Raw genomic sequence first — 20564 nt, forward strand, 5'->3', positions numbered from 1 at the left:
CAGCAACATCGCCGAAGTTGCTGGCCACGCGTGGGTGGCGGGTGGTGGGTGGGTGGGGCGTGGGTGGGCGTACCGTCGGGGCGTGGTGAGCGACGGCGGCCCGGACTGGCGGGAGACGCGGCAGCAGGCGGTGCTGGCGCACGCGGCGGCCGCGCAGCGACGCCGGGAGGCCGAGCAGGCAGAGGCGGCGGCACTGGTCAGCGCGTTCGTTGCCGAGGCACGGCGGCGCGACCTGACCACCACCCGACTTGTCGCCCGGTCGCATGACGGCCGGGCCCGCTACCGGACCGGCCTGCACGGCTGGTACATCGACCGGGCGCGCAGCCGGGCGGTTGATGTGGACGGTCGTTTTCACCTGCTGACCGTGCCGCGCTCACTGCGCGCCCGGCTTCTCGGTGCCGATCCGCAGCCCGACCCGGCCCCGCTGATCGTCGGTGAGGGTGCCCGGGACGGCGAGTCGCTGCCGCTGCGGATCATGTTGCAGCGGCGGCTCGACGCGGGCGACGCAGACCTCTGAGCAGCGGCTAGGCGACACACCCCGAGCTGACGCGGCGCGCCGGGACCCGTGTCCTTTGCATGTTCTCGCGGGTTGACGTGTCGGGATCCGTGTTGACTGTCGCTATTTTCGAATCTTACGAGCCGTCAGTCTGATACAACCCGTTTGTCTGCTATGACCGGTTGACGTACGGAGGTCAGAACGGTGCCCGTATCCTCGGTGACCGCGCCGCCGCGCTCGCCCCGGCCCGCGCGGCCGGACGATCCGGTCAAGCGGCTGTTCGACGTGGTCGTCGCGACCGTGCTGCTGCTGCTCACCGCGCCGCTGATGACGGTGGTCGCGGTGGCGGTCGCGGTGCGGCTGGGCCGACCGGTGCTGTTCCGGCAGTGCCGCATCGGGCGGGACGACCGACCGTTCGAGTTGATCAAATTCCGCACCATGCGGGCACCGGACCCGGCCCGGGGGCTGCTGACCGACGCCGACCGGCTCACCCCGCTAGGTCGTTGGCTGCGGGCCACCAGCCTGGACGAACTGCCGACACTCTGGTGCGTGCTGAAGGGTGACATGAGCATCGTCGGTCCCCGACCGCTGCTGCCGGAGTACCTGAGCCGGTACTCGCCCACCCAGGCGCGACGGCACGAGGTGCGCCCGGGCATCACCGGGCTGGCCCAGGTCCGGGGGCGCAACAGCCTCGACTGGGACGCAAAGTTCTCGCTCGACGTGGCGTACGTGACCAGCCGCAGTCTCCGCCTCGACCTGTCGATCCTGGCCGCCACCGTCGGCACGGTGCTGCGTCAGGACGGCATCTCGGCCGAGGGCAACACCACCATGCCCGAGTTCCTCGGGAGCCGACGATGACCGACACCATTCTCCTGTCCTCGCCGGACATCGGGCCACTGGAGGAGTCGTACCTGATCGCGGCGCTGCGCTCCGGCTGGGTGGCGCCGGTCGGTCCGGATCTCGACGCCTTCGAGCGGGAGGTCGCCGCCCGGGTGGGCACCCGGGGCGCGGTGGCGGTCAGTTCCGGCACCGCCGCGCTGCACCTGGCGCTGCTGGGGCTGGGCGTCGGCCCGGGGGACGTGGTGCTGGTACCCACGCTGACCTTCGTGGCCACCGCCAACGCGGTCCGCTACACCAGGGCCCGACCGGTCTTCGTCGACTGCGATCCGCGCACCGGCAACATCGACGTCGCCCTCGTCGCTGAACTGCTACAGGACCTGCGCTCGCGTGGGGAATCTGTCGGCGCGGTGATCCCGGTCGACATGTTCGGCAGTTGCGCCGACTACACCGCGCTGCTGCCAATCTGCGCCGCCGTGGACGTTCCGGTGATCGAGGATGCCGCGGAGGCGCTCGGCGCCACGCATCTCGGCCGGCCGGCCGGTTCCTTCGGCCGGGTGGGTGCCCTCTCCTTCAACGGGAACAAGATCATGACCACCTCCGGCGGTGGCATGCTCGTCGGCGACGACATGGCGCTGCTCGACCGGGCACGGCACCTTTCCACCCAGGCACGCGAGCCGGTCCCGCACTACGAGCACCGGGAGACCGGTTACAACTACCGGTTGAGTAACCTGCTTGCGGCGTTGGGCCGGGCACAGCTGATCCGGCTCGACGGGATGATCGATCGGCGGCGGCGGCTGCGTGACCGGTACGCCAAACTCTTCGCCCCGGTACCGGGGGCCGACCTGGTCGGCGCCGAGGACACCGGCTCGAACTGCTGGCTGACCAGCATCCGGGTGGACCCGCACCGTTCCGGCTGGACCGCGGCAGACCTGGCCGCCCACCTGGCCGCCCGGAACATCGAGACCCGTCCGGTGTGGAAGCCGATGCACCTGCAACCGGCGTACGCCGACACGGAGAGCCGGCTCACCGGAGCCGCCGAGCGCCTCTACGCCGAGGGGTTGACCCTGCCCAGCGGCAGCGCCCTCACCGAACCGCAGGTCACCGCCGTGCTCTCGGCGATCGAAGAGTTTCTGGCCGTGCGAACGGGGGTCCCGGCGGCGTGACTCTCCCCCTGGTCATCGTCGGCTGCGGCGGGCACGGTCGGGAGGTCCTGACCATCGCCCACGCCGTGAACGCCGCCGCCCTCCTGCCCCGTTGGCAGGTGCTGGGCTTCGTCGACGACCGCCCGAGCGAGGTGAACCTCAAGCGGGTGCAGCGACTCGACGTGCCGTACCTCGGCGGCATGTCCTGGTTCGCCGAGGCGCCCGCCGACGCCCACCACGTCATCGGCATCGGCGACCCCCGGGTACGCCGGGCGGTCGCCGAACGGGTCGACCGGTACGGCACACCGGCTGCCAGTCTCGTGCACCCCGACGCCACGCTCGGCCCGGACCTGCGGCACGGCCCGGGTCTGGTCGCCTTCGCCGGGGCACGGGTCACCACGAACGTCACCCTCGGGCGGCACGTGCATCTCAACCAGAACTGCACCGTCGGGCACGACTGCGAGTTGGCCGACCACGTGTCGGTGAACCCACTGGCCGCGATCTCCGGGGAGTGTCGGCTGGCGGAGGGTGTGCTCGTGGGCACCACCGCCGCCGTGCTTCAGGGGTTGCGGGTGGGTCGGGACGGCACCGTCGGCGCGGGCGCCTGTGTGGTGCGTGACGTGCCCGCCGGCGTCGTGGTCAAGGGCGTGCCGGCCCGCTGACCGGTCCGGGTGACCCGAACCGATGAGCCGGCTGGTCAGCACACCCGAGGCGATCCGCCATCAATCGCCGAAAAGCCAACAGAGCACTCATACCGCATGTAACAAGGACAGGAGCGTACTGCCCCTTTCGCTCACCCCCGGGCGGAAGTGTTCGACAAAACAGGAGCCGCAGATGCGGGACACACAGACCAGCCGGCGCCCGGACCCGACGGCGCGCCGGAGCAGGATCCGGTGGCGCACCCTGGCGTTCCTCGCCGCCGACGCCACGGCCTGGCTGGGCGGGTTCGTCGCTGCTGCCTGGACCCGCTACGAGTTCGCCCTTACCACCACCCAACTGACCCGCGCCGCCGGCTGTGGACTGATCGCCGCCGGGCTGTACGTGGCGGTGGCCGGAGCGCGCCGGGTGCGCTCGGGACGCCACCCGCTCGGCAGTCTTCAGGAGGTTCGCGGGCTGGCCGGAACCGCCCTCACCACCGTGGCGATCGTCCTGCTCGGCGTACTGCCGGCTCCGGAACGGCCGGTGCCGGCGAGCACTCCGCTGGTCGGCGGCGCGCTCGCCCTGCTGTTCATGCTCGCCGTCCGGTTCGCCTACCGGCACCAGCGTGACCTGGCCCTGCGTCCGGACGTCCGCTCGTCGGCCCCGGTGCTGCTGTTCGGGATGGGTGACGCCGGCCAGGGACTGCTCCGCGCGCTGCTCACCGACCCGCACAGCCGCTACCGGCCCGTCGGGGCCCTCGACGACGACCCGGACAAGCGCAACCTCTGCGTCGACGGCATCCGGGTGCTCGGTGGGCGCGGTGACGTCGCCGAGGCGGTACGCCGCACCGACGCCACCACCGTGATCTTCTCGGTCGCCAACGCCGAAGCCGCGCTCATCCGGCAGATCCGGGAGTCCACCCTGAACACCGGCGCGGCGTTCAAGGTGCTCCCGCCGGTACGCGACCTGGTCGACCACCGGATCACCGTGACCGACGTACGCGACGTGCGGATCAGCGACCTGCTCGGCCGCCGGCAGGTCGTCGCCGAGATGGCGGTCCGGACCAACGGCCTCACCGGCCGACGGATCCTGGTCACCGGCGCCGGCGGCTCGATCGGCTCCGAACTGTGCCGACAGGTGATGAAGGCCAACCCGGGCGAGCTGATGATGCTCGACCGCGACGAGTCGGCGCTGCACGCCCTCCAGATGTCGCTCGACGGTCGCGCGATGCTGGACGGACCCGAGCTGATCCTGGCCGACCTGCGCGACGACGAGGCCATCCGGCGGATCATCCGGGATCGTCGACCGGAGATCATCTTTCACGCGGCCGCGCTCAAGCACCTCACCCTGCTCGAACGGCACCCGGGCGAGGCGGTGAAGACCAACGTGTGGGGCACCCTGTCGGTGCTCGACGCCTGCCAGGACGTGGCGAAGTTCGTCAACATCTCCACCGACAAGGCCGCCGACCCGATAAGCGTTCTCGGCTACTCCAAGCGGATCACCGAACGGCTCACCGCGCACGCCGCCTCGCGTTTCCCCGGCACCTTCCTGAGTGTCCGCTTCGGCAACGTGCTGAGCAGCCGCGGGTCGGTGGTCACCGCCTTCCAGCGGCAGATCGAGGCCGGCAACCCGCTCACCGTCACCCACCCCGAGGTGACGCGGTACCTGATGACCATGCAGGAGGCGGTGCACCTGGTCCTCCAGGCGGCAGAGATCGGCCGCGACGGTGAGGCACTGGTGCTCGACATGGGTGAACCGGTCCGCATCGCCGACCTGGCCCGACAGATGGCCGAGCAGGCCGGCAGCGACGTGCCGATCGTCTACACCGGCCTGCGTCCGGGTGAGAAGCTACACGAGGACCTGCTCGGCGTCGGCGAGACCGACGCCCGCCCGCTGCACCCGCTGGTGTCACACGTCGCGGTGCCCCCACTCGATCCGCTGGAGATCAGCGGCCTCGACCCGTTCGACGACCCGGCGAAGGTCAACGCCGAACTGGCCCGCTTCTGTGTCCGACCGGCCGGTCGCGTCAGCGACACGATCCTGGGCGGCCTGCCGCTGCCCCGGTAGCACCTGCGTACCGACCAGGGGATGGTGACCGATCCGTCGCAGACCCCTGGTCGCATCGCTCAGCGGCGGATGCCCGCCCAGTCGTGGTGCCGCCGTACGGTAGACAGGATGAAGTTCACCACGACGCGGGACGTCCCGGCGACCTGGTAGTCGGCCGGACAGGACACGCCAGCCACCGCCACCTGCTCGACCGCGACCCGGACAGCCTCGACGATGCCGTCAAGGTCTGTCCCATCGTCGGTCAGTGACTCCAGCCGTTTGCGGGTACGTGGATGGGTGGAGACCAGCACGGGCAGGCCCCACTCGGCGCGGACGGCCCGCAGGCAGTCGAGCGTGCTCGCTGTAGACCAGATCGAAGTCGGCGACGTGATCGACCAGACGACGGTTGGTCTCCGCCGGCACGTTGAGGTCGAAGCATCGGTTGCCCGCCTCTATGTGGACCGGCACTAACGGACCCGTGCTCAACGAGCCATCAGAACAGTAGGTGGTGCACCAAAGCGCGAACGATTGTCGCATAAGCAAATTTTCCGCCGCCTTTTGAATTGCCGCCGTTCCGCGGCCGACGAGTTGTATTGTCTGATTCGACGCGAATCTTCAGCTCCCCCCGGAGCCGCAGAAGACGGAGGAAGCGTGAACTCCTCACTTTCGGGCAGCCATTTCCTCATCACCGGCGGCACCGGCTCCTTCGGGCAGACGATGGTCTCCCGGCTGCTCGACGCCGGTGCCGCTGGCGTGCGCGTACTCAGCCGCGACGAGTCCAAGCAGGACGTCATGCGGCACCGGCTGCGCGACGACCGGGTGCGCTACATCGTGGGGGACGTTCGGGATTTCGACAGCGTTCACAAAGCGGCGCGAGGAGTGGACTTCGTATTCCACGCCGCAGCTCTCAAGCAGGTGCCGTCCTGCGAGTTCTTCCCGCTGGAAGCGGTCCGGACCAACGTGCTCGGCAGCGCCAACGTCGTCGACGCCTGCGAGCGCAACGGCGTCGAGGCACTGGTGCTGCTCAGTACCGACAAGGCCGTCTACCCGGTGAACGCCATGGGCATGACCAAGGCGTTGATGGAGAAGGTCGCCCAGGCGCAGGCGCGGATCAACCCGTCGGCACGCACCCGGGTCTGCTGCGTCCGGTACGGCAACGTGATGTATTCGCGAGGCTCGGTCATCCCGTTGTTCATCGAGCAGATCCGTAATGGTGTGGCGCCGACGGTGACCGAGCCGAGCATGACCCGGTTCCTCATGTCGCTGGGTCAGTCCGTCGAGCTGGTCGAGCACGCGTTTCGGCAGGGACAGCCCGGCGACATCTTCATCCGCAAGGCCGCTGCCTGCACCATCGCCGATCTCGCCATCGCACTGTGCAATCTGTTCGGTGTTCCGGCGAAGTTCGAAGTGCTCGGCATCCGGCACGGCGAGAAGCTGTACGAAACCCTGGCAAGCCGCGAGGACCTGGCCCGAGCCGAGGACTTCGGCGACTTCCTGCGGGTGCCGATCGACAGCCGAGACCTGAACTACGCCCTCTACTTCGACGAAGGCGACACCCGCCAGGAGCACATCGCGGACTACCACTCGCACAACGCTCGGCGACTGGACGTCCCCGAGATCATGTCACTGCTGCTGACCTTGCCGGAGATCCGAGCGCAGTTGGACGCGGTCGGCCAACCGACCGAGATGTTCAGCAGGTGACGAGGCCCGACGCTGTCGACCAGGTCTCCACGCGGGTCGCGCTGGTCAGCCAGTTCTTCCCACCGGAGCCGGTGCACCTTCCGCTGGGTCTCACTCGCTGTCTACAGCGGCAGGGCTTTGAGGTGGACGTGCTGACGGGGGTGCCCAACTATCCGACCGGCATCGTTCACCCGGGCTACTCACACCGCCGACCGGTCCTCGATGAGGTGGACGGTCTCCGGGTGCTGCGGACCCCATTGCACCCGAGCCACGACCGGTCCGCTGCCGGTCGCGCCCTCAACTACCTGACCTGGGCGACGTCATCGACGCTGCTTGGCTCCTCGCTGCTGCGTACTGCGGATGTGGCGCTCGTCTACTCGTCACCGGCCACGGCGGCTGCCGCGGCCCTGGCAGCCCGGCTTCGGTGGGGACTCCCGTACGTGCTGATGGTGATGGACCTCTGGCCCGACTCGGTCTTCGCCACCGGTTTCCTCTCCAGCGGCCTGGCTCGCCGGGCCGCCGAGACGACGTTGAGCCGATTCACCGACCTCACCTATCGCTGGGCCGAGCACGTCACGGTCCCCTGCCCCGGGCTGCGGGACACCCTGGTCGCGCGAGGTGTGCACCCGGAAAAGGTGTCCGTCGTCTACAACTGGACCGACGAGAAGCTCATGCAGCCGACCGAGCCCGAACCGCACCTGCGCATCAGTCTGGGCCTGTCACCCGACGACTTCGTGGTGCTCTATGGCGGCAACCACGGCCCGGCGCAGGATCTCGGCGTCGCGATCGCGGCAATGGCCCGGCTCCGGGATCTCACCGACGTGCACCTGGTGCTGGTCGGGGACGGGGTCAGCAAGCCCGCCCTGCGTACGACGGCTGCGGAACTCGGCCTCCGCACGGTCCACTTCGTCGACCCGGTCGCGACGGAGCGCATGGCCACCGTCATGGCCGCCGCCGACATCCAGCTCGTCTGCCTCGCCGACGAGCCGCTGTTCCAGATCACCATGCCGAGCAAGGTGCAGACCATCCTCGCCTGCGGCCAGCCGGTTCTGTCCTGTGCGCCCGGTGAGGTCGCCCGGGCGATACGCGAGGCCGGCGCCGGATTCACCACCGCCCCGGGCGATCCGGACGGGCTGGCCCAGACCATCCGGCTGGCCCACGCCACCCCCCGTGCTCAGCTACGGGCGATGGGGCGAGCCGGTCTCGACCACTACCGACTTCTCATGAGCGAGACGGCCAACGCTGAGGTCCTCGCCGAACTGCTGGCTGCGGCGGCCACGAAGGGCGGCCGCAAGCCCAACCGCCGAGGGGGACCCGCGTGAACGACACTCATCGTCGTCACCTTCCCGATATCGCGGCGCAAGACAGGCTGACGCCGCAGAACGAACCGGAGATGTCCAGGTCATCAAGCTCGACACTGCCCTTCCGGGTGCTTCTTGTCTGCGAGTACTTCGAACCGGGATTCCGGGCCGGTGGGCCGATACGGTCGATCGCGAACATGATCGACTCGGCCTCCGACGCCGTTGACGTGCTCGTGGTGACCCGTGATCGCGACCTCGGCTCGGCCGAACCGTATCCGGGACTTTCGGGTCGCATCGTCCGCCGTCGCAACGCTCAGGTCTGCTATGTCGATTCGCATCGTCTCCGGCACCGGTGGTTGCTCGTCAAGACGCTGACCCGCGGCAGGTTCGATCTTCTCTATGTCAACAGTTTCTGGGCGCCCTCGTCAGTTCTCTCGGTCCTTGGCGTACGTACGGGGCTGATCCGGGCTCGAAGAATCCTCGTCGCACCGCGCGGCGAACTGGCCGCAAGCGCGCTGGACTGCAAGTCGACCAAGAAGAGCCTCTTTCTGCCGTTGTGGCGTCCCTTCCTTCGCCGACGTGACGTGCTGTGGCACGCGACGTGCGAGGCCGAGGCTGAAGCCGTCCGACAGATCTTTCGGCAGGCGCACGTCGAAGTCAGCCGGACCGAGGTCGCCCTGCCCCCGGAGCCGCTGCCGCCGACGCTGAATGATGGCCCGCTCAGGCTGGTCTTCATCAGCCGAATCCACCCGATCAAGGGTCTCGACACTGCGCTGGCCGCTCTGGAGCAGGTGACGGGCCGAATCGTCTTCGACATCTACGGGCCGATTGAGGACCGCGCCTACTGGACGGTCTGTCAGGACCTGATTCGGCGGCTGCCGTCCTCGGTCACTGTCAGCTACCGGGGGGTGCTGCCCCCTGTTCAGGTGCGCACCACTCTCGCCGAGTACGACGCGTTCGTCTTTCCCACCAAGGGCGAGAATTTCGGCCACGTCATCGCGGAGAGCCTCTCGGCTTCCTGCCCGGTCATCTGCGCGGATCGGACACCCTGGACCCCGGTGGTTCAGGCTGGCGGCGGCGAACTCCTCAACGATCTCGATGTGCGAACTCTCGCCCGTCATCTTTCCGGGCTCGCCACCGCCACTCCCGAACAGTGGCTGCGCAAACGTCGGGCCGCCGGAGATGCCTACCGCGGCTGGCGGGCGAGAGACACCGGGGCGAACCTGCTGGACCAGATCAGGCTGGCCGACGGCGGCTGATCGGTCGAGGTGCGACGGGCGCAGGGCTCAGCGCTCTCCGCTCACCTGGCGCTCAGCTGGCGACCGAGCTTGCGGTAGACGTTCACGACGGTGCGCGAGGCCTGGAGTCGCAGCTTGTCCCCCTCAGTGAGTACCGCCCGGGTCACCGGCACCTGTCCGGCGAGTGCCCGCCGCAGCCACCCGGACACGACCTCGGCTGCCCGTGGAACCCAGTCCTCGTCGACCGCCGGCTCAAGGATCTGCTCGTAGACCCTGAGCCCGTCGAATGGCTGCCCGAAGAAGGACGCGGTCTTCGGCGCGTAGGAGATTGGATAGATCGGCACGTCCATGGCCACCCAGAGGGCGCTCGAATGCAGCTTCATCGAAATCGCTACCGAGCACTCAGCCATCGCGTCCGCGAAATCGAGTAGATCCACACCGACGTACGGCAGAACGGTAGCGTCTCCGCGCCCGAGTTGGCGGCACACCGCTTCGGTGAAGGTGACGTCAGGTCCGCCGGCGCCGGCTTCCAGCACGAAGAGCCGCACGGTGTCGACACCATGCGTCTCCGCAACCCGGCCGATGTGGCGAGCGGTATCGGTCACCCCGAGTCCGGGCCACCGGCGCAACGCCACGCCCAGCGACCTCGGCCGCCCCGGCCTGGTGCGTACGCCGAGATGGGCCAGGAAGGTTGGATCGACAAAATCCCGACACCGCTTGACGCGCCAACCCAGTTGCTGTTCGGCCAGGGCCACCGAGTCGGCGTCCCGCAGATAGCACTCGTCGAACGGGAGGCCGCGTTCGCGTAGGCGGCGTCGCCAGTCCGCACTCAACGGTCCCAGCCCCAGTCCGGCAGCAAGCACTGGTGCGGCTGACGGGTGTCGTGGCAGGAAGCTCAACCACTGGTACGGCGTGTGCGGGTGGTGACTGGTCTGCAACAGTCCGCCACCGCCGAAGAGAACGGCTCCACAACCCTGGAAGCTCATCTCGTTTCGGCGCGACCCCGGCAGGTCGCGCCCCGGTCGGATCGGGGTGGGATTCAGCGGGATCCGCAGACGAGTCGAGATCGCAGTCCAGTCGACGGGCTTGCCGAAGCTCAAATACCGAACCTCCACGTCGTCCTGGGCGGACGCTATCGCGCTCATTCCGGCAATCAGGATCAGGTCGTCTCCGAAATTGCCTGCCTCACCGAGACAGACCAGTCCGACGGTCGAGCGCACCTCGGTCTCCTCCTCTGTCGAGCGACAAGTAGCTGAGCCACCAGGAACCGGCGCTCAGGACGGCGAGCACGGCCAACGCCCCAGCGGCTCCGCCGGCCCCGAACAGGACGCCACCCACGACGATCACTGCGATTCGGACCGGGCCAAGGACCCCACCGATCAAGAGCGCCCTCGTGCTGGCGGCCTGTACGCGGTGCCCCGCGAACGCGACAAGTGCCACCGGCGCCAGCAGTGCCTCCACGGCCAGTAGCGGCAGCAGCGGCCGAGCCGCGCTCCAGTTCTCGCTGAGCACGGCCCGGCCGAGCCCGTCCGGCAGCAGACACACCGCGAGCACCAGTGGCAGGGCGAGTCCAAAGATCAACACGACCACGGGGCCGGCGGTACGGATCCGGGCTCGCGTCGTGGTCGGCCGTCTTCTTGCCAGATACGGGACGATCAGCGAGGAAAGCGTGGTCACCAGGAGCGCTACCGGTCCGAAGACTGTCCGGGCCGCACCGACGGCACCGACGACGGCCATGCCGGCCGCCGACGCGAGCCCGGTGAGGGCGAGTTGGGCGGCACCGTTGGTAACCAGGAACTGCGCTCCGAAGGTGGCTGCGACGTGAGTCTGGTGACGGTCGAGTCCCCACCCGGGCAGGACGTCGTACCGCTGCCGCAGCGCGGCCGCCAGGCCGATGCTCGCCCCGGCCCCCGCCCAGCTGGCGAATACCAGGACGGGCGCGACCGGCGCCCACAGGGCGGTGACCACAGCCGCCGCGACGCAACCGGTCCATAGGGCCTCCTGCGCCAAGGCAACCCTGGTCACGCCGACACCGAGGCTGATCGCCTTGACGTAGTCGTAGATCACCAGGCCGGGTAGGGCCAAGCCGATGATCGCGAGGTAGGGGGATCCGAGCAGCATGCCGCCCACTGCCGCCAGCGCACCGATCCCGACCGCTACGATGCACGCCCGGCGTGCGCCGTCGACAGCCGTCCGCGCTGCCGATTCCATCCGCCCGGCAAGGACCGACTCCGTGATCGCCGTACGGACCAGACCGACGGCCAGCACATAGATCGAGAAGGCCAGGGCGAACTGGCCCAGCCTCGCCAGGGACTCGCCGCGGGCGATGGTGACCGAGACCATCAGGTTGCCCATGCTGGACAGCCCGTTCACCGACAGGGCCATGACCGCCCGCCGGCCGAAGCCGCCACGGCGCCCCAGACTTGACAACAAGCCAGTGGGGACGCTGCGGAAACGCGTCCGCCTTACCAGCGCGGTCACGTCCCGGGCCGAGGAGCACGGGGCTCTGCTCGCGGCCTTCCCCGCTGCCGGGTCAGGTGCAGGAGCAGCAGAACCGGCAGCGCGGCAACAGAGAACTGGATGAACCCGATGAGGCTTTCCGGATACACCCTCAACCACATCAACGGACTGGCCACCGCGAGACAGAAGAGACAGAGTCGGACCGGGCCAGGCGCGCCGGGAGCCCGGAGCAGCAGGAGAGCCACGACCGCCCAGCCGGCATAGAACAGGACGACACCTCCGATGCCCTCCAGGAAATAGATCGTGCCGAGGGCGAGGAAGGTGTACGCCGAATTGGAACTGCCGCCGATGAACTCGTTGATCCGTACGCCGGTGGACAGGGCTGGTCGATCTTGATCCAGCACCCGGGGCACAACCCCGTAGCGGACGATCTCCAGCAGGCCGGGGCCATCCATGCTGACCAGACCATCGAATTCGCTCGCACGGGCCACCTGGAGATCGAAACGAAGGCGGTCGGCTGAATCGACATCCGCCTGGACCGCCACCCCGCCGTCGCTCCTGACCTGATTGCGCAGAGTGTAAATTGTGGGCCAGACCAGAAACAATGCCAGAATCAAAACGACCACCGCACGGGTCCGGAGTACTCCGCAGATGGCTGCCACCGCGACGACAAAGGACAGGTAGCTAATCAGTGGCGAGGTCATTGCGGTCATCATGACCAGCACCAGCTGGGTGCCGACGAGGCACGCCGTCCAGCCGAAAAAGGCTAACCGCCCGGCCTGGCCAGCAAGCAGGCTGGCCAGCAGGAGAGCGACCGCGAGGTAGCGCCATCCTGAGAACAGCGCGCTTATGGTTGCTGCCGGAGATGCCGCGATCTCACCGGAGACCTGGGTGAAGATTGTTCCCCGGCCGGCCCAGGCGCCGAGGAGGTCTGCGGTGATACTGACCAGCGCGACCAGGCGGGCGATCCTGAAGAGTTGCGGATGGCCGCTGTTGGACCGGACCAGAGCACGCTGCCATTCGCCACGCCGACCCGCTTTGCCGAGGAAGGCCAACTCCACCGCCACCGTGCCGGCCAGCGCCAGCGCCAGCAGCATGGCGATGAAGCCGATCTGCGGATTGTCGTGCGCCACAGCCATTGGGATGACCAGCACGGCGTACGGGGCCAGCACCACCATGCTCACCGGAAAGAGTTGCAGAATCCACGTCAGTCGGGGGATCTGTCGTCGTCTGCCCCGTCGGAGGCGGGTGACTGACCGAGTGGGTGTCGTGCTACGGCGGCCGGCGTCGCTAACCGCGGTCACCGACGTCACCGATCACCCGCCCCGGACATCAGGCGGTCGTATGTGTCGGTGAAGCGCCGCAGCGCCACCTGCCGCGAGAAGAGTTGCTCACAACGAATCCTGGCCGCCACCGCCATGCTCTCACCGCAGCCGTCGTGGACGTCGAGGAGACGCGCCGCGATCGCCCGGCCGACCTCGCCGGCCGGTTCCAGCGGGACCAGCCAGCCGGTTCGCCCCTCGGCCACGCACTCCCGCGCGCCGTGGGTGGCGGTGAGCACGACCGGAAGTCCGCATGCCATCGCCTCCACGGCGGAAAGGCCCAGCCCTTCCTCGTATGAGGTCTGTAGAAAGACGGAGGCGCCTTGATACAGCTCCACCAGTTGCTCGGCCGGCACGTCGGGACGAATCACCACCCGCCCGTCAAGCCCGAGTCGCCCGATCAGGGCAGTCACGGACGGCTCCGGCCGGCCTTTTCCTGCCATGATGAGCTGCGGCAGGCTTGGGCGAGTCCGCAGGGCCTCGGCGTAGGCGTGGACCATCCGGTCCAGCCCCTTCCGGGGGTCTCCCAGGCGGCAGACCGAAAGCAGGTAGCCATCGGCACGCCAGCCGCCAGACGGCGGCGTGAAGCGGTCGGTGTCGATGCCGGGCGGCGCAAGTACGACGTCTGACTGGTCGTGCGTCTTGAGCCAGCCGAAGATGGCCTGGTTCTCCACCAGGACCGCGTCCGCCGAGCGCAGCACGGATCGCTCGATCCGCGAGGTGAGCCGCGTCATCCCGGCCCGCCAGGCAGCTGACCCCCACCCCTGCGCGCGTGGATGGGATTCCCGTTCCCATCGAGCGAGCGTAGCCATCTGCACCACGACAGGTGGGCCGGCACCGAGCACCGGCGCCGCCCAGGCGGGCGTTCCGCATACGACCTGGATGCAGTCGTATTCCGACAGGGCTGCGGCCAACTCGCTCCGCGGCCGGTAACGCATGAACTCCAGTTCGACGGCGTTGGCGCCCCAGTACCGCTCGTGGGGTGCGGCACCCGAGCGGGTGAGCAGGCTCGCGCGTGACCACGACCGCGGAGCGAGGATCCGTCGGCTCGACGTGTCGCGTGCGGACGTCGCCAGGTCATGGACGTCCACGGTGTAGCACCCCGTCGCGGTGAGCCCCTCGTACAGCCAGTTGACCACCGTTCCCACTCCACCGTTGCGGTGGAGACCGTGGGTCACCAGTGCGATGCGCCTCGTCCCTGCCGCCCGCCGCCCCGTGGGTACTGGACCAGACGTCTCTCGGACGAGAGCCTGGCTGGACTCATTTCCCATCGGAACCCTCCCCTGGACCGAATCAGCGCCGGAAACGACAAATCAAGCTAACACCGCACATCATCACTAGCGAACAATTCACCCATAACGAGAAGTCTTCATGGATTCCCGCTCCAGCGACATTTCATTCCATGGGTATCCGAGTCCGATTCACGGATTGACATGGATCACGGGCACCGACGAGGCTCACCTGAGGCTCTGACGAAGGGGGCAGGATGAGGCGCACACGGCTGGCGATCGCCGGCGTGTTCACTCTGGTCGGTGCGCTGGTGCTGACCGCACCGGCGAGCGCACGGCCACCGTCCGATCCGGGCGGTCGCGACGGTCTTGAGGTGTATGTCGGCACGGTCGATCCCGCGCAGCTGCACCAGTTGCGGGAGGCCGGTGTCGACGTCGGGCACGGCTCGACGCCCGACCATTCCGGCAAGACGGAGATCGAGACGGTGCTCAGCCCGGCGCAGGCCGACCGGCTGGCCCGCAAGGGCGTCGACCTGAAGGTCAAGAAGGTACGCGGCAAGGACGCCTCGCAGGTGCTGCGGGAGCAGAGCGTGGCGGGTTGGCGGGCCTTCCGGTCGTACAGCGAGCCCGGCGGTATCCGCGACGAGATCACCGCGACGGCGGCCCGTTATCCGAAGCTGACCAAGGTGCAGAGCATCGGTCGGTCGGCCCAGGGAAAGCCGATCCTCGCGATCAAGGTGACGAAGAACGCGAAGAAGATCAAGGACGGCAAGCGGCCGGCGGTGCTCTACGGCGGCACCCAGCACGCCCGGGAGTGGATCACGCCGGAGATGACCCGCCGGTTGATGCACCACGTACTGACCGGCTACGGCTCCGACCGGGAGATCACCCGACTGCTGGACACCACCGAGCTGTGGTTCATTCCGGTGCTCAACCCGGACGGCTACGACCACACCTTCACACCCGGCAACCGGCTGTGGCGCAAGAACCTGCGCGACAACAACGGCGACGGTCAGATCACCGGGATCGACGGCGTCGACCTGAACCGCAACTTCAGCTACAAGTGGGGCTACGACAACGAGGGTTCCTCGCCGGACCCGGCCAGCGAAACCTACCGGGGGCCGAACCCCAACTCGGAGCCGGAGACGAACGCGCTGGACGCGTTGTTCAAGCGGCTCAGGTTCGAGTTCTTCGTCAACTACCACTCTGCCGCGCAGTTGCTGCTCTACGGCGTCGGTTGGCAGGTGGCCACGCCGACCCCGGACGACGTGATCTACGAGGCGATGGTCGGCGACGACGCCAACCCGGCGGTGCCCGGCTACGACCCGGACATCTCCGCCGAGCTGTACACCACCAACGGCGACACGGACAGCCACGCCACGGTGCGCTACGGCACGCTGGGCTTCACCCCGGAGATGTCCACCTGCCAGGCGGCGGCCGAGTCGGACCCGGACGACCAGTGGCTGCCGGAGGACTGCGTCAGCGGCTTCATCTTCCCCGACGACGAGAAGCTGATCGCCGCCGAGGTGGCCAAGAACATTCCGTTCGCGCTGTCGGTGGCGAAGTCGGCCCACCAGCCGGACGATCCGGTCTCGGTGGTCGGCCGCAGCACCCCGGACTTCGTGGTGGACGCCTTCGACGTGTCGTACGGCCGGACCCAGCAGGTCGCCGCGATCACCCGGCGCTCGCTGAAGAACGTCAAGCTGAACTGGTCGATCAACGGGGGCCGGGTGAAGTCCACCCGGGTCCGCGAGTGGCGCGGCGGTGAACGCTACGGCGACACCCACGACGACTACTTCGCCGAACTGCGCGGCAAGGTCACCGGCGCCCGACCCGGCGACCGGGTGCGGGTCTGGTTCACGGCGCGAAAACCGGGCCGGGGCAAGGTCAGCAGCGAGCGCTTCACCTACCGGGTGCACGACGACATCGGTGGGGACGTGCTGGTGCTGGCGGTGGAGGACGTCACCGGTCTCAGCCCGGCCCAGGACACCACCACCGCGAAGTACGCCGACGAGATCGCCGCCTCGCTGAAGGCGGCCGGGCGCAGCAGCGACGTGTACGACTTCGACGTGATGGGGCGTGCCGCCCCGCACCATCTGGGGGTGCTGTCGCACTACGACGCGGTGGTCTGGGAGACCGGCGACGACATCATCCTGCGGGAGCCGGGTCAGGTGCCGGGCACGGTGGCGAAGGCGGCGGTGGACACCGAGCTGTCCGTCCGGGACTACCTCAACGAGGGCGGCAAGCTGCTGGTCAGCGGCAAGTACGCGCTCTACGCCCAGGCGGCCAACGGTTCGTACGGCTACCTGCCGGGCGCCCCGCCGGAGTGCACCGACGCGGACGATCCGGCCTGCCTGCCACTGCTGAACGACTTCCAGCAGTACTGGCTGGGGGCGTACAACTACGTCAGTGACGGCGGCACCTCGCCCGACGGGCAGCCGTACCCGGTCCGGGGTGACGACGGGGCGTTCGCCGGATTCGCCGGGACGCTCAACGCCGACGGCTCGGCCGGCAACCAGGACCACACCGCGGCGTTCCTGACCACGTCGAGTTTCCTGCCGCCGGCACAGTTCCCGCAGTTCACCAGCTCCGCTCCGGTGGGCTGGGGGCGTCCGGGCGGGGCGCCGTTCGACCCGCGTACCGGCGAGTGGTACCTGTTCAGCGGGCAGTCCGACGAGTCGTACAAGCGGCTCACCCGGACGGTGGACCTGACCGGAGCGAGCAGCGCCGAGCTGCGCTTCCACACCTCGTTCGACATCGAGACGAACTGGGACTTCATGTTCGTCGAGGCGCGTGAGGTCGGCACCGGCAACTGGACCACGCTGCCGGACGCCGGGGGCCTGACCACCCAGGAGACCGGGGACAGCTGCGCCTCCGGCTGGGTGGCTCAACTGCACCCGTTCCTCGCCCACTACCAGGGGGAGGACTGTTCACCGACCGGCAGCACCGGCCAGTGGCACGCGGCGACCGGCACCTCCAACGGCTGGAAGGAGTTCGTGGCCGACCTGTCCGGGTACGCGGGCCGGCAGGTGGAGGTCTCGATCAGCTATGCCAGCGACTGGGCCACCCAGGGTCTCGGCCTGTTCGTCGACGACACCCGGGTCGTGATCGACGGGGCCACCGTCGCCGAGACGTCGTTCGAGACGGACCTCGGTGGCTGGACGGTGGCCGGTCCGCCGGAGGGCTCCGCCCCGGCTGCCAACGACTGGTCACGCAGTCAGCAGGCGTTCGAGGAAGGTGCGGCGGTGATCACCCGGGACACCGTCTACCTGGGCTTCGGGCTGGAGGGGTTGGCTCCGGCGGCCCGTGACGAGTTGGTTGCCCGCTCGCTGACCCAGCTGACCGGCCGACCGCGCCGGTAGCGGCGGTCCAGGGCGCGTCGGCGGTCGGGACACCGCCGGCGCGCCTTGCCGCGTACCGGCATGCGGGGCGTCCGGACTGTGATGAGCTGTCGGTATGGACCGCATCCGGCTCGGGCTGGTGTTGCACCCCACCCGGGACGTGTCCCCGGTGGTGGACACCATCGCCGCCTGGGCCGTGCGGCACGAGGTGGCCCTGACGGTACGCGAGCAGGACCGGCAGCGGGTGCCCGAGTCCGTCCGCCCGGTACCGGAGGGCCAGCTCGCGGCCGGGGCGGACATGCTGGTCAGCATCGGCGGGGACGGCACCATGCTGGGCGCGCTGCGGGCGGCCGTACCGGATCCGAAGCCGGTGCTCGGCGTACATCTGGGCAAGCTGGGGTTTCTGGTGGAGGTGGAGCCGCCGGAGCTGCCGGCGGCGCTCGATCGGCTGCTGGCCGGCGAGTACACCGTCGAGTCGCACAGCTGCCTGGCCTGCGACGTGTGCGGCGACGACGTGGTGGCGTTCAACGACATCGCGCTGATCCGCCGCCCCGGGCAGGGTTTCGTCACCGCCACCCTGGCGGTGGACGGCCAGCAGTACGGCTACTACCGCTGTGACGCGCTGGTGGTGAGCACCCCCGGCGGGTCGACCGCCTACAGTTACGCCGCCGGCGGGCCGCTGGTCTCCCCGGCGACCCGCGCCGTGGTGGTCACCCCGAGCGCGCCGATGTCCGGCATCTCCCGATCGGTGGTGCTCTCCTCCGACGAACGGGTCCGGCTTGAGCTGCGTCCCGGGTCCGCGCCGGTCGCGATCGAGGTCGACGGCCGGGTCATCCGGGACGGCTCGACCTCCGGTGCGGTGGACATCGGCTACCGCACCGACGCGGGCCTGGTAATCCGCCTCGACCCGCGCCGCTACCAGGAACGCAGCCAGCTCAAGCTGAGCCTGCTGGACCTTCCGCTGCTGCCGGAGCAGCTCCGCGAACTGCTCCCCGAGAATCTGCGCCGTCAACTCGGCCGCCGCGAACTGCCCCCTCCGCGTTGATCCGGCGCTTGGGCCGGTCGCCCGCCCGCGTCTCCGCGACCACTTCAGGCGCTGCCGAGCACGTCGGTGACGAGTTCCTGGGCTTCCTGTTGGATGCGGGTCAGGTGGTCGGGGCCCTGGAAGGACTCGGCGTAGATCTTGTAGACGTCCTCGGTGCCGGACGGGCGGGCGGCGAACCAGCCCGACTCGGTGGTCACCTTGAGGCCGCCGATCGGGGCACCGTTGCCGGGGGCCGTGGTCAGCGTCGCGGTGATCGACTCGCCGGCCAGCTCGGTCGCCTTGACCTGCTCCGGGGAGAGCTTGCCGAGCACGGCCTTCTGCTCCCGGGTGGCGGGTGCGTCGATGCGGGCGTACGCGGGTGCGCCGAACCGGTCGGCCAGCTCGGCCCAGTGCTCGCTGGGCGTGCGCCCGGTCGCCCCGATGATCTCGGCGGCGAGCAGGCAGAGCAGGATGCCGTCCTTGTCGGTGGTCCAGGTGCCGCCGTCACGGCGCAGGAAGGACGCGCCGGCACTCTCCTCGCCGCCGAAGCCGACCGCGCCGTCGAGCAGGCCGGGCACGAACCACTTGAAGCCGACCGGCACCTCCAGCAGCGGGCGGCCGAGGTCGGCGGCGACCCGGTCGATCATCGATGAGGAGACCAGGGTCTTGCCGACCGCCGCGTCGGGCACCCACTGGTCCCGGGTACGGAACAGGTGGGCGATGGCGACCGCGAGGTAGTGGTTGGGGTTCATCAGCCCGGCGTCGGGGGTGACGATGCCGTGCCGGTCGGCGTCGGCGTCGTTGCCGGTGGCCACCTGATAGTCGGCGCGCATGGCGATCAGCGAGGCCATCGCGTTCGGCGACGAGCAGTCCATCCGGATCTTGCCGTCGCCGTCGAGGGTCATGAACCGCCAGGTCGGGTCGACGCTCGGGTTGACCACGGTCAGGTCGAGCCGGTGCCGGTCGGCGATCTCACCCCAGTAGTCGACGCTGGCACCGCCGAGCGGATCGGCGCCGATGCGGACCCCGGCGGCGCGGATCGCGTCGAGATCGAGCACCGCCGGCAGGTCGTCGACGTACGCACCCAGAAAGTCGTACGTGTCGGTGGTGTCGGCGGCGCGGGCCCGCGCGTACGGGATCCGGCGCACCTCCTTGAGCCCGGCGGCGAGGATCGCGTTCGCGCGGTCCTGGATCCACTTCGTGACGTCGGAGTCGGCGGGGCCGCCGTGGGTGGGGTTGTACTTGAATCCGCCGTCGCCGGGTGGATTGTGCGACGGGGTGATCACGATGCCGTCGGCGAGGCCGGCGGTGCGTCCCCGGTTGTGGGTGAGGATGGCATGCGACACCGCCGGGGTGGGGGTGTAGCCGTCCCGGCTGTCCAGCAGCACGGTGATCCCGTTGGCGGCGAGCACCTCCAGGGCATCGACGGTGGCCGGGGTGGACAGCGCGTGGGTGTCGCGGCCGAGAAAGAGTGGGCCGTCGACGCCGTGCTCCCGTCGGTAGTCGCAGAGCGCCTGGGTGACGGCGAGGATGTGGTCGGAGTTGAAGGCGTTACGCAGGCTCGACCCGCGGTGCCCGGAGGTGCCGAAGGAGACCTGCTGCGCCGGGTCGGCCGGGTCGGGATGCTCGGCGTAGTAGGCGGTCACCAGCCGTGGTACGTCGACCAGGTCGGCGGGCTCGGCGGGCTGGCCGGCACGGGGATGACTGCTCACGGAGCCTGCCTTTCGTTCGCGACTGCGGGGCTCGCAAGCTCACTCCTCGCGCTCACCGGAGCCTGCCTTTCGTTCGCGACTGCGGGGCTCGCAA

17 protein-coding genes are annotated in these 20564 nt (G+C 69.2%); 10 read left to right on the top strand and 7 right to left on the bottom strand.

The features are described from left to right. Positions 1-82: 82 nt before the first annotated feature. The 5 genes from AC2CHE_RS02555 to AC2CHE_RS02575 all read left to right on the top strand — a co-directional run bounded on the left by AC2CHE_RS02555 (position 83) and on the right by AC2CHE_RS02575 (position 5184). Positions 83-517, top strand: a complete 435-nt coding sequence (locus tag AC2CHE_RS02555) for a hypothetical protein (protein ID WP_484503246.1) — start codon at positions 83-85, stop codon at positions 515-517. 183 nt (positions 518-700) lie between these two features. After that, entirely contained in the window at positions 701-1354 is a 654-nt protein-coding gene (locus AC2CHE_RS02560; RefSeq protein WP_484503247.1) for a sugar transferase, read from the top strand. Further along, positions 1351-2499, top strand: a complete 1149-nt coding sequence (locus AC2CHE_RS02565) for an aminotransferase class I/II-fold pyridoxal phosphate-dependent enzyme (protein WP_484503248.1) — start codon at positions 1351-1353, stop codon at positions 2497-2499. The genes AC2CHE_RS02560 and AC2CHE_RS02565 overlap by 4 nt, the downstream gene beginning before the upstream one ends. Next, complete coding sequence (locus AC2CHE_RS02570) at positions 2496-3140, top strand: acetyltransferase (protein WP_484503249.1); 645 nt, start codon at positions 2496-2498, stop codon at positions 3138-3140. Before AC2CHE_RS02565 ends, AC2CHE_RS02570 begins: the two co-directional genes overlap by 4 nt. Before the next feature lie 172 nt (positions 3141-3312). Then, positions 3313-5184: a polysaccharide biosynthesis protein gene (locus AC2CHE_RS02575; RefSeq protein ID WP_484503250.1), complete on the top strand. Its 1872-nt coding sequence runs from the start codon at positions 3313-3315 to the stop codon at positions 5182-5184. 59 nt (positions 5185-5243) lie between these two features. Here the strand turns inward: AC2CHE_RS02575 and AC2CHE_RS02580 are convergent, their stop codons facing one another. Together AC2CHE_RS02580 and AC2CHE_RS02585 are read right to left on the bottom strand one after the other, a co-directional pair. Beyond that, the gene (locus AC2CHE_RS02580) at positions 5244-5474 is read right to left on the bottom strand and encodes a hypothetical protein (protein ID WP_484503295.1); all 231 of its coding nucleotides are present in this window, start codon (positions 5472-5474) and stop codon (positions 5244-5246) included. Next, positions 5404-5700, bottom strand: a complete 297-nt coding sequence (locus AC2CHE_RS02585; RefSeq protein ID WP_484503251.1) for a UDP-N-acetylglucosamine 2-epimerase — start codon at positions 5698-5700, stop codon at positions 5404-5406. Before AC2CHE_RS02585 ends, AC2CHE_RS02580 begins: the two co-directional genes overlap by 71 nt. Before the next feature lie 114 nt (positions 5701-5814). On the opposite strand from AC2CHE_RS02585, the gene AC2CHE_RS02590 reads away from it, so the two are divergent. The 3 genes from AC2CHE_RS02590 to AC2CHE_RS02600 all read left to right on the top strand — a co-directional run bounded on the left by AC2CHE_RS02590 (position 5815) and on the right by AC2CHE_RS02600 (position 9403). After that, the gene (locus tag AC2CHE_RS02590; RefSeq protein WP_484503252.1) at positions 5815-6864 is read left to right on the top strand and encodes a polysaccharide biosynthesis protein; all 1050 of its coding nucleotides are present in this window, start codon (positions 5815-5817) and stop codon (positions 6862-6864) included. Further along, positions 6861-8165, top strand: coding sequence for a glycosyltransferase family 4 protein (locus tag AC2CHE_RS02595; RefSeq protein WP_484503253.1), 1305 nt, complete (start codon positions 6861-6863; stop codon positions 8163-8165). The genes AC2CHE_RS02590 and AC2CHE_RS02595 overlap by 4 nt, the downstream gene beginning before the upstream one ends. Before the next feature lie 71 nt (positions 8166-8236). Continuing rightward, on the top strand, positions 8237-9403 hold the full coding sequence (locus AC2CHE_RS02600; RefSeq protein WP_484503254.1) for a glycosyltransferase: 1167 nt from the start codon (positions 8237-8239) through the stop codon (positions 9401-9403). A gap of 41 nt (positions 9404-9444) precedes the next feature. Here the strand turns inward: AC2CHE_RS02600 and AC2CHE_RS02605 are convergent, their stop codons facing one another. The 4 genes from AC2CHE_RS02605 to AC2CHE_RS02620 all read right to left on the bottom strand — a co-directional run bounded on the left by AC2CHE_RS02605 (position 9445) and on the right by AC2CHE_RS02620 (position 14435). After that, positions 9445-10602, bottom strand: a complete 1158-nt coding sequence (locus AC2CHE_RS02605) for a polysaccharide pyruvyl transferase family protein (RefSeq protein ID WP_484503255.1) — start codon at positions 10600-10602, stop codon at positions 9445-9447. Next, positions 10568-11812 (bottom strand): MATE family efflux transporter, encoded by a 1245-nt coding sequence (locus AC2CHE_RS02610; protein ID WP_484503256.1) that lies wholly within the window; start codon positions 11810-11812, stop codon positions 10568-10570. Before AC2CHE_RS02610 ends, AC2CHE_RS02605 begins: the two co-directional genes overlap by 35 nt. A 47-nt stretch (positions 11813-11859) precedes the next feature. Continuing rightward, positions 11860-13026 (bottom strand): hypothetical protein, encoded by a 1167-nt coding sequence (locus tag AC2CHE_RS02615; RefSeq protein WP_484503257.1) that lies wholly within the window; start codon positions 13024-13026, stop codon positions 11860-11862. Between the two features lie 125 nt (positions 13027-13151). Then, positions 13152-14435, bottom strand: coding sequence for a glycosyltransferase family 4 protein (locus tag AC2CHE_RS02620; protein ID WP_484503258.1), 1284 nt, complete (start codon positions 14433-14435; stop codon positions 13152-13154). A gap of 215 nt (positions 14436-14650) precedes the next feature. Here AC2CHE_RS02620 and AC2CHE_RS02625 point away from each other — a divergent pair, with 215 nt between their 5' ends. Both AC2CHE_RS02625 and AC2CHE_RS02630 read left to right on the top strand, forming a co-directional pair. Further along, a complete protein-coding gene (locus tag AC2CHE_RS02625; RefSeq protein ID WP_484503259.1) occupies positions 14651-17755 on the top strand; it encodes a M14 family metallopeptidase in 3105 nt (1034 codons plus the stop codon). 94 nt (positions 17756-17849) lie between these two features. Then, positions 17850-18779 carry an NAD(+)/NADH kinase gene (locus AC2CHE_RS02630; protein WP_484503260.1) on the top strand — a complete coding sequence of 310 codons (930 nt, stop codon included), beginning with the start codon at positions 17850-17852 and terminating at the stop codon, positions 18777-18779. 44 nt (positions 18780-18823) lie between these two features. Here the strand turns inward: AC2CHE_RS02630 and pgm are convergent, their stop codons facing one another. Continuing rightward, positions 18824-20470, bottom strand: a complete 1647-nt coding sequence (gene pgm, locus AC2CHE_RS02635) for a phosphoglucomutase (alpha-D-glucose-1,6-bisphosphate-dependent) (RefSeq protein ID WP_484503261.1) — start codon at positions 20468-20470, stop codon at positions 18824-18826. Between the last annotated feature and the right edge of the window lie 94 nt (positions 20471-20564).

This window comes from Micromonospora sp. ATLC16 (assembly GCF_057196645.1).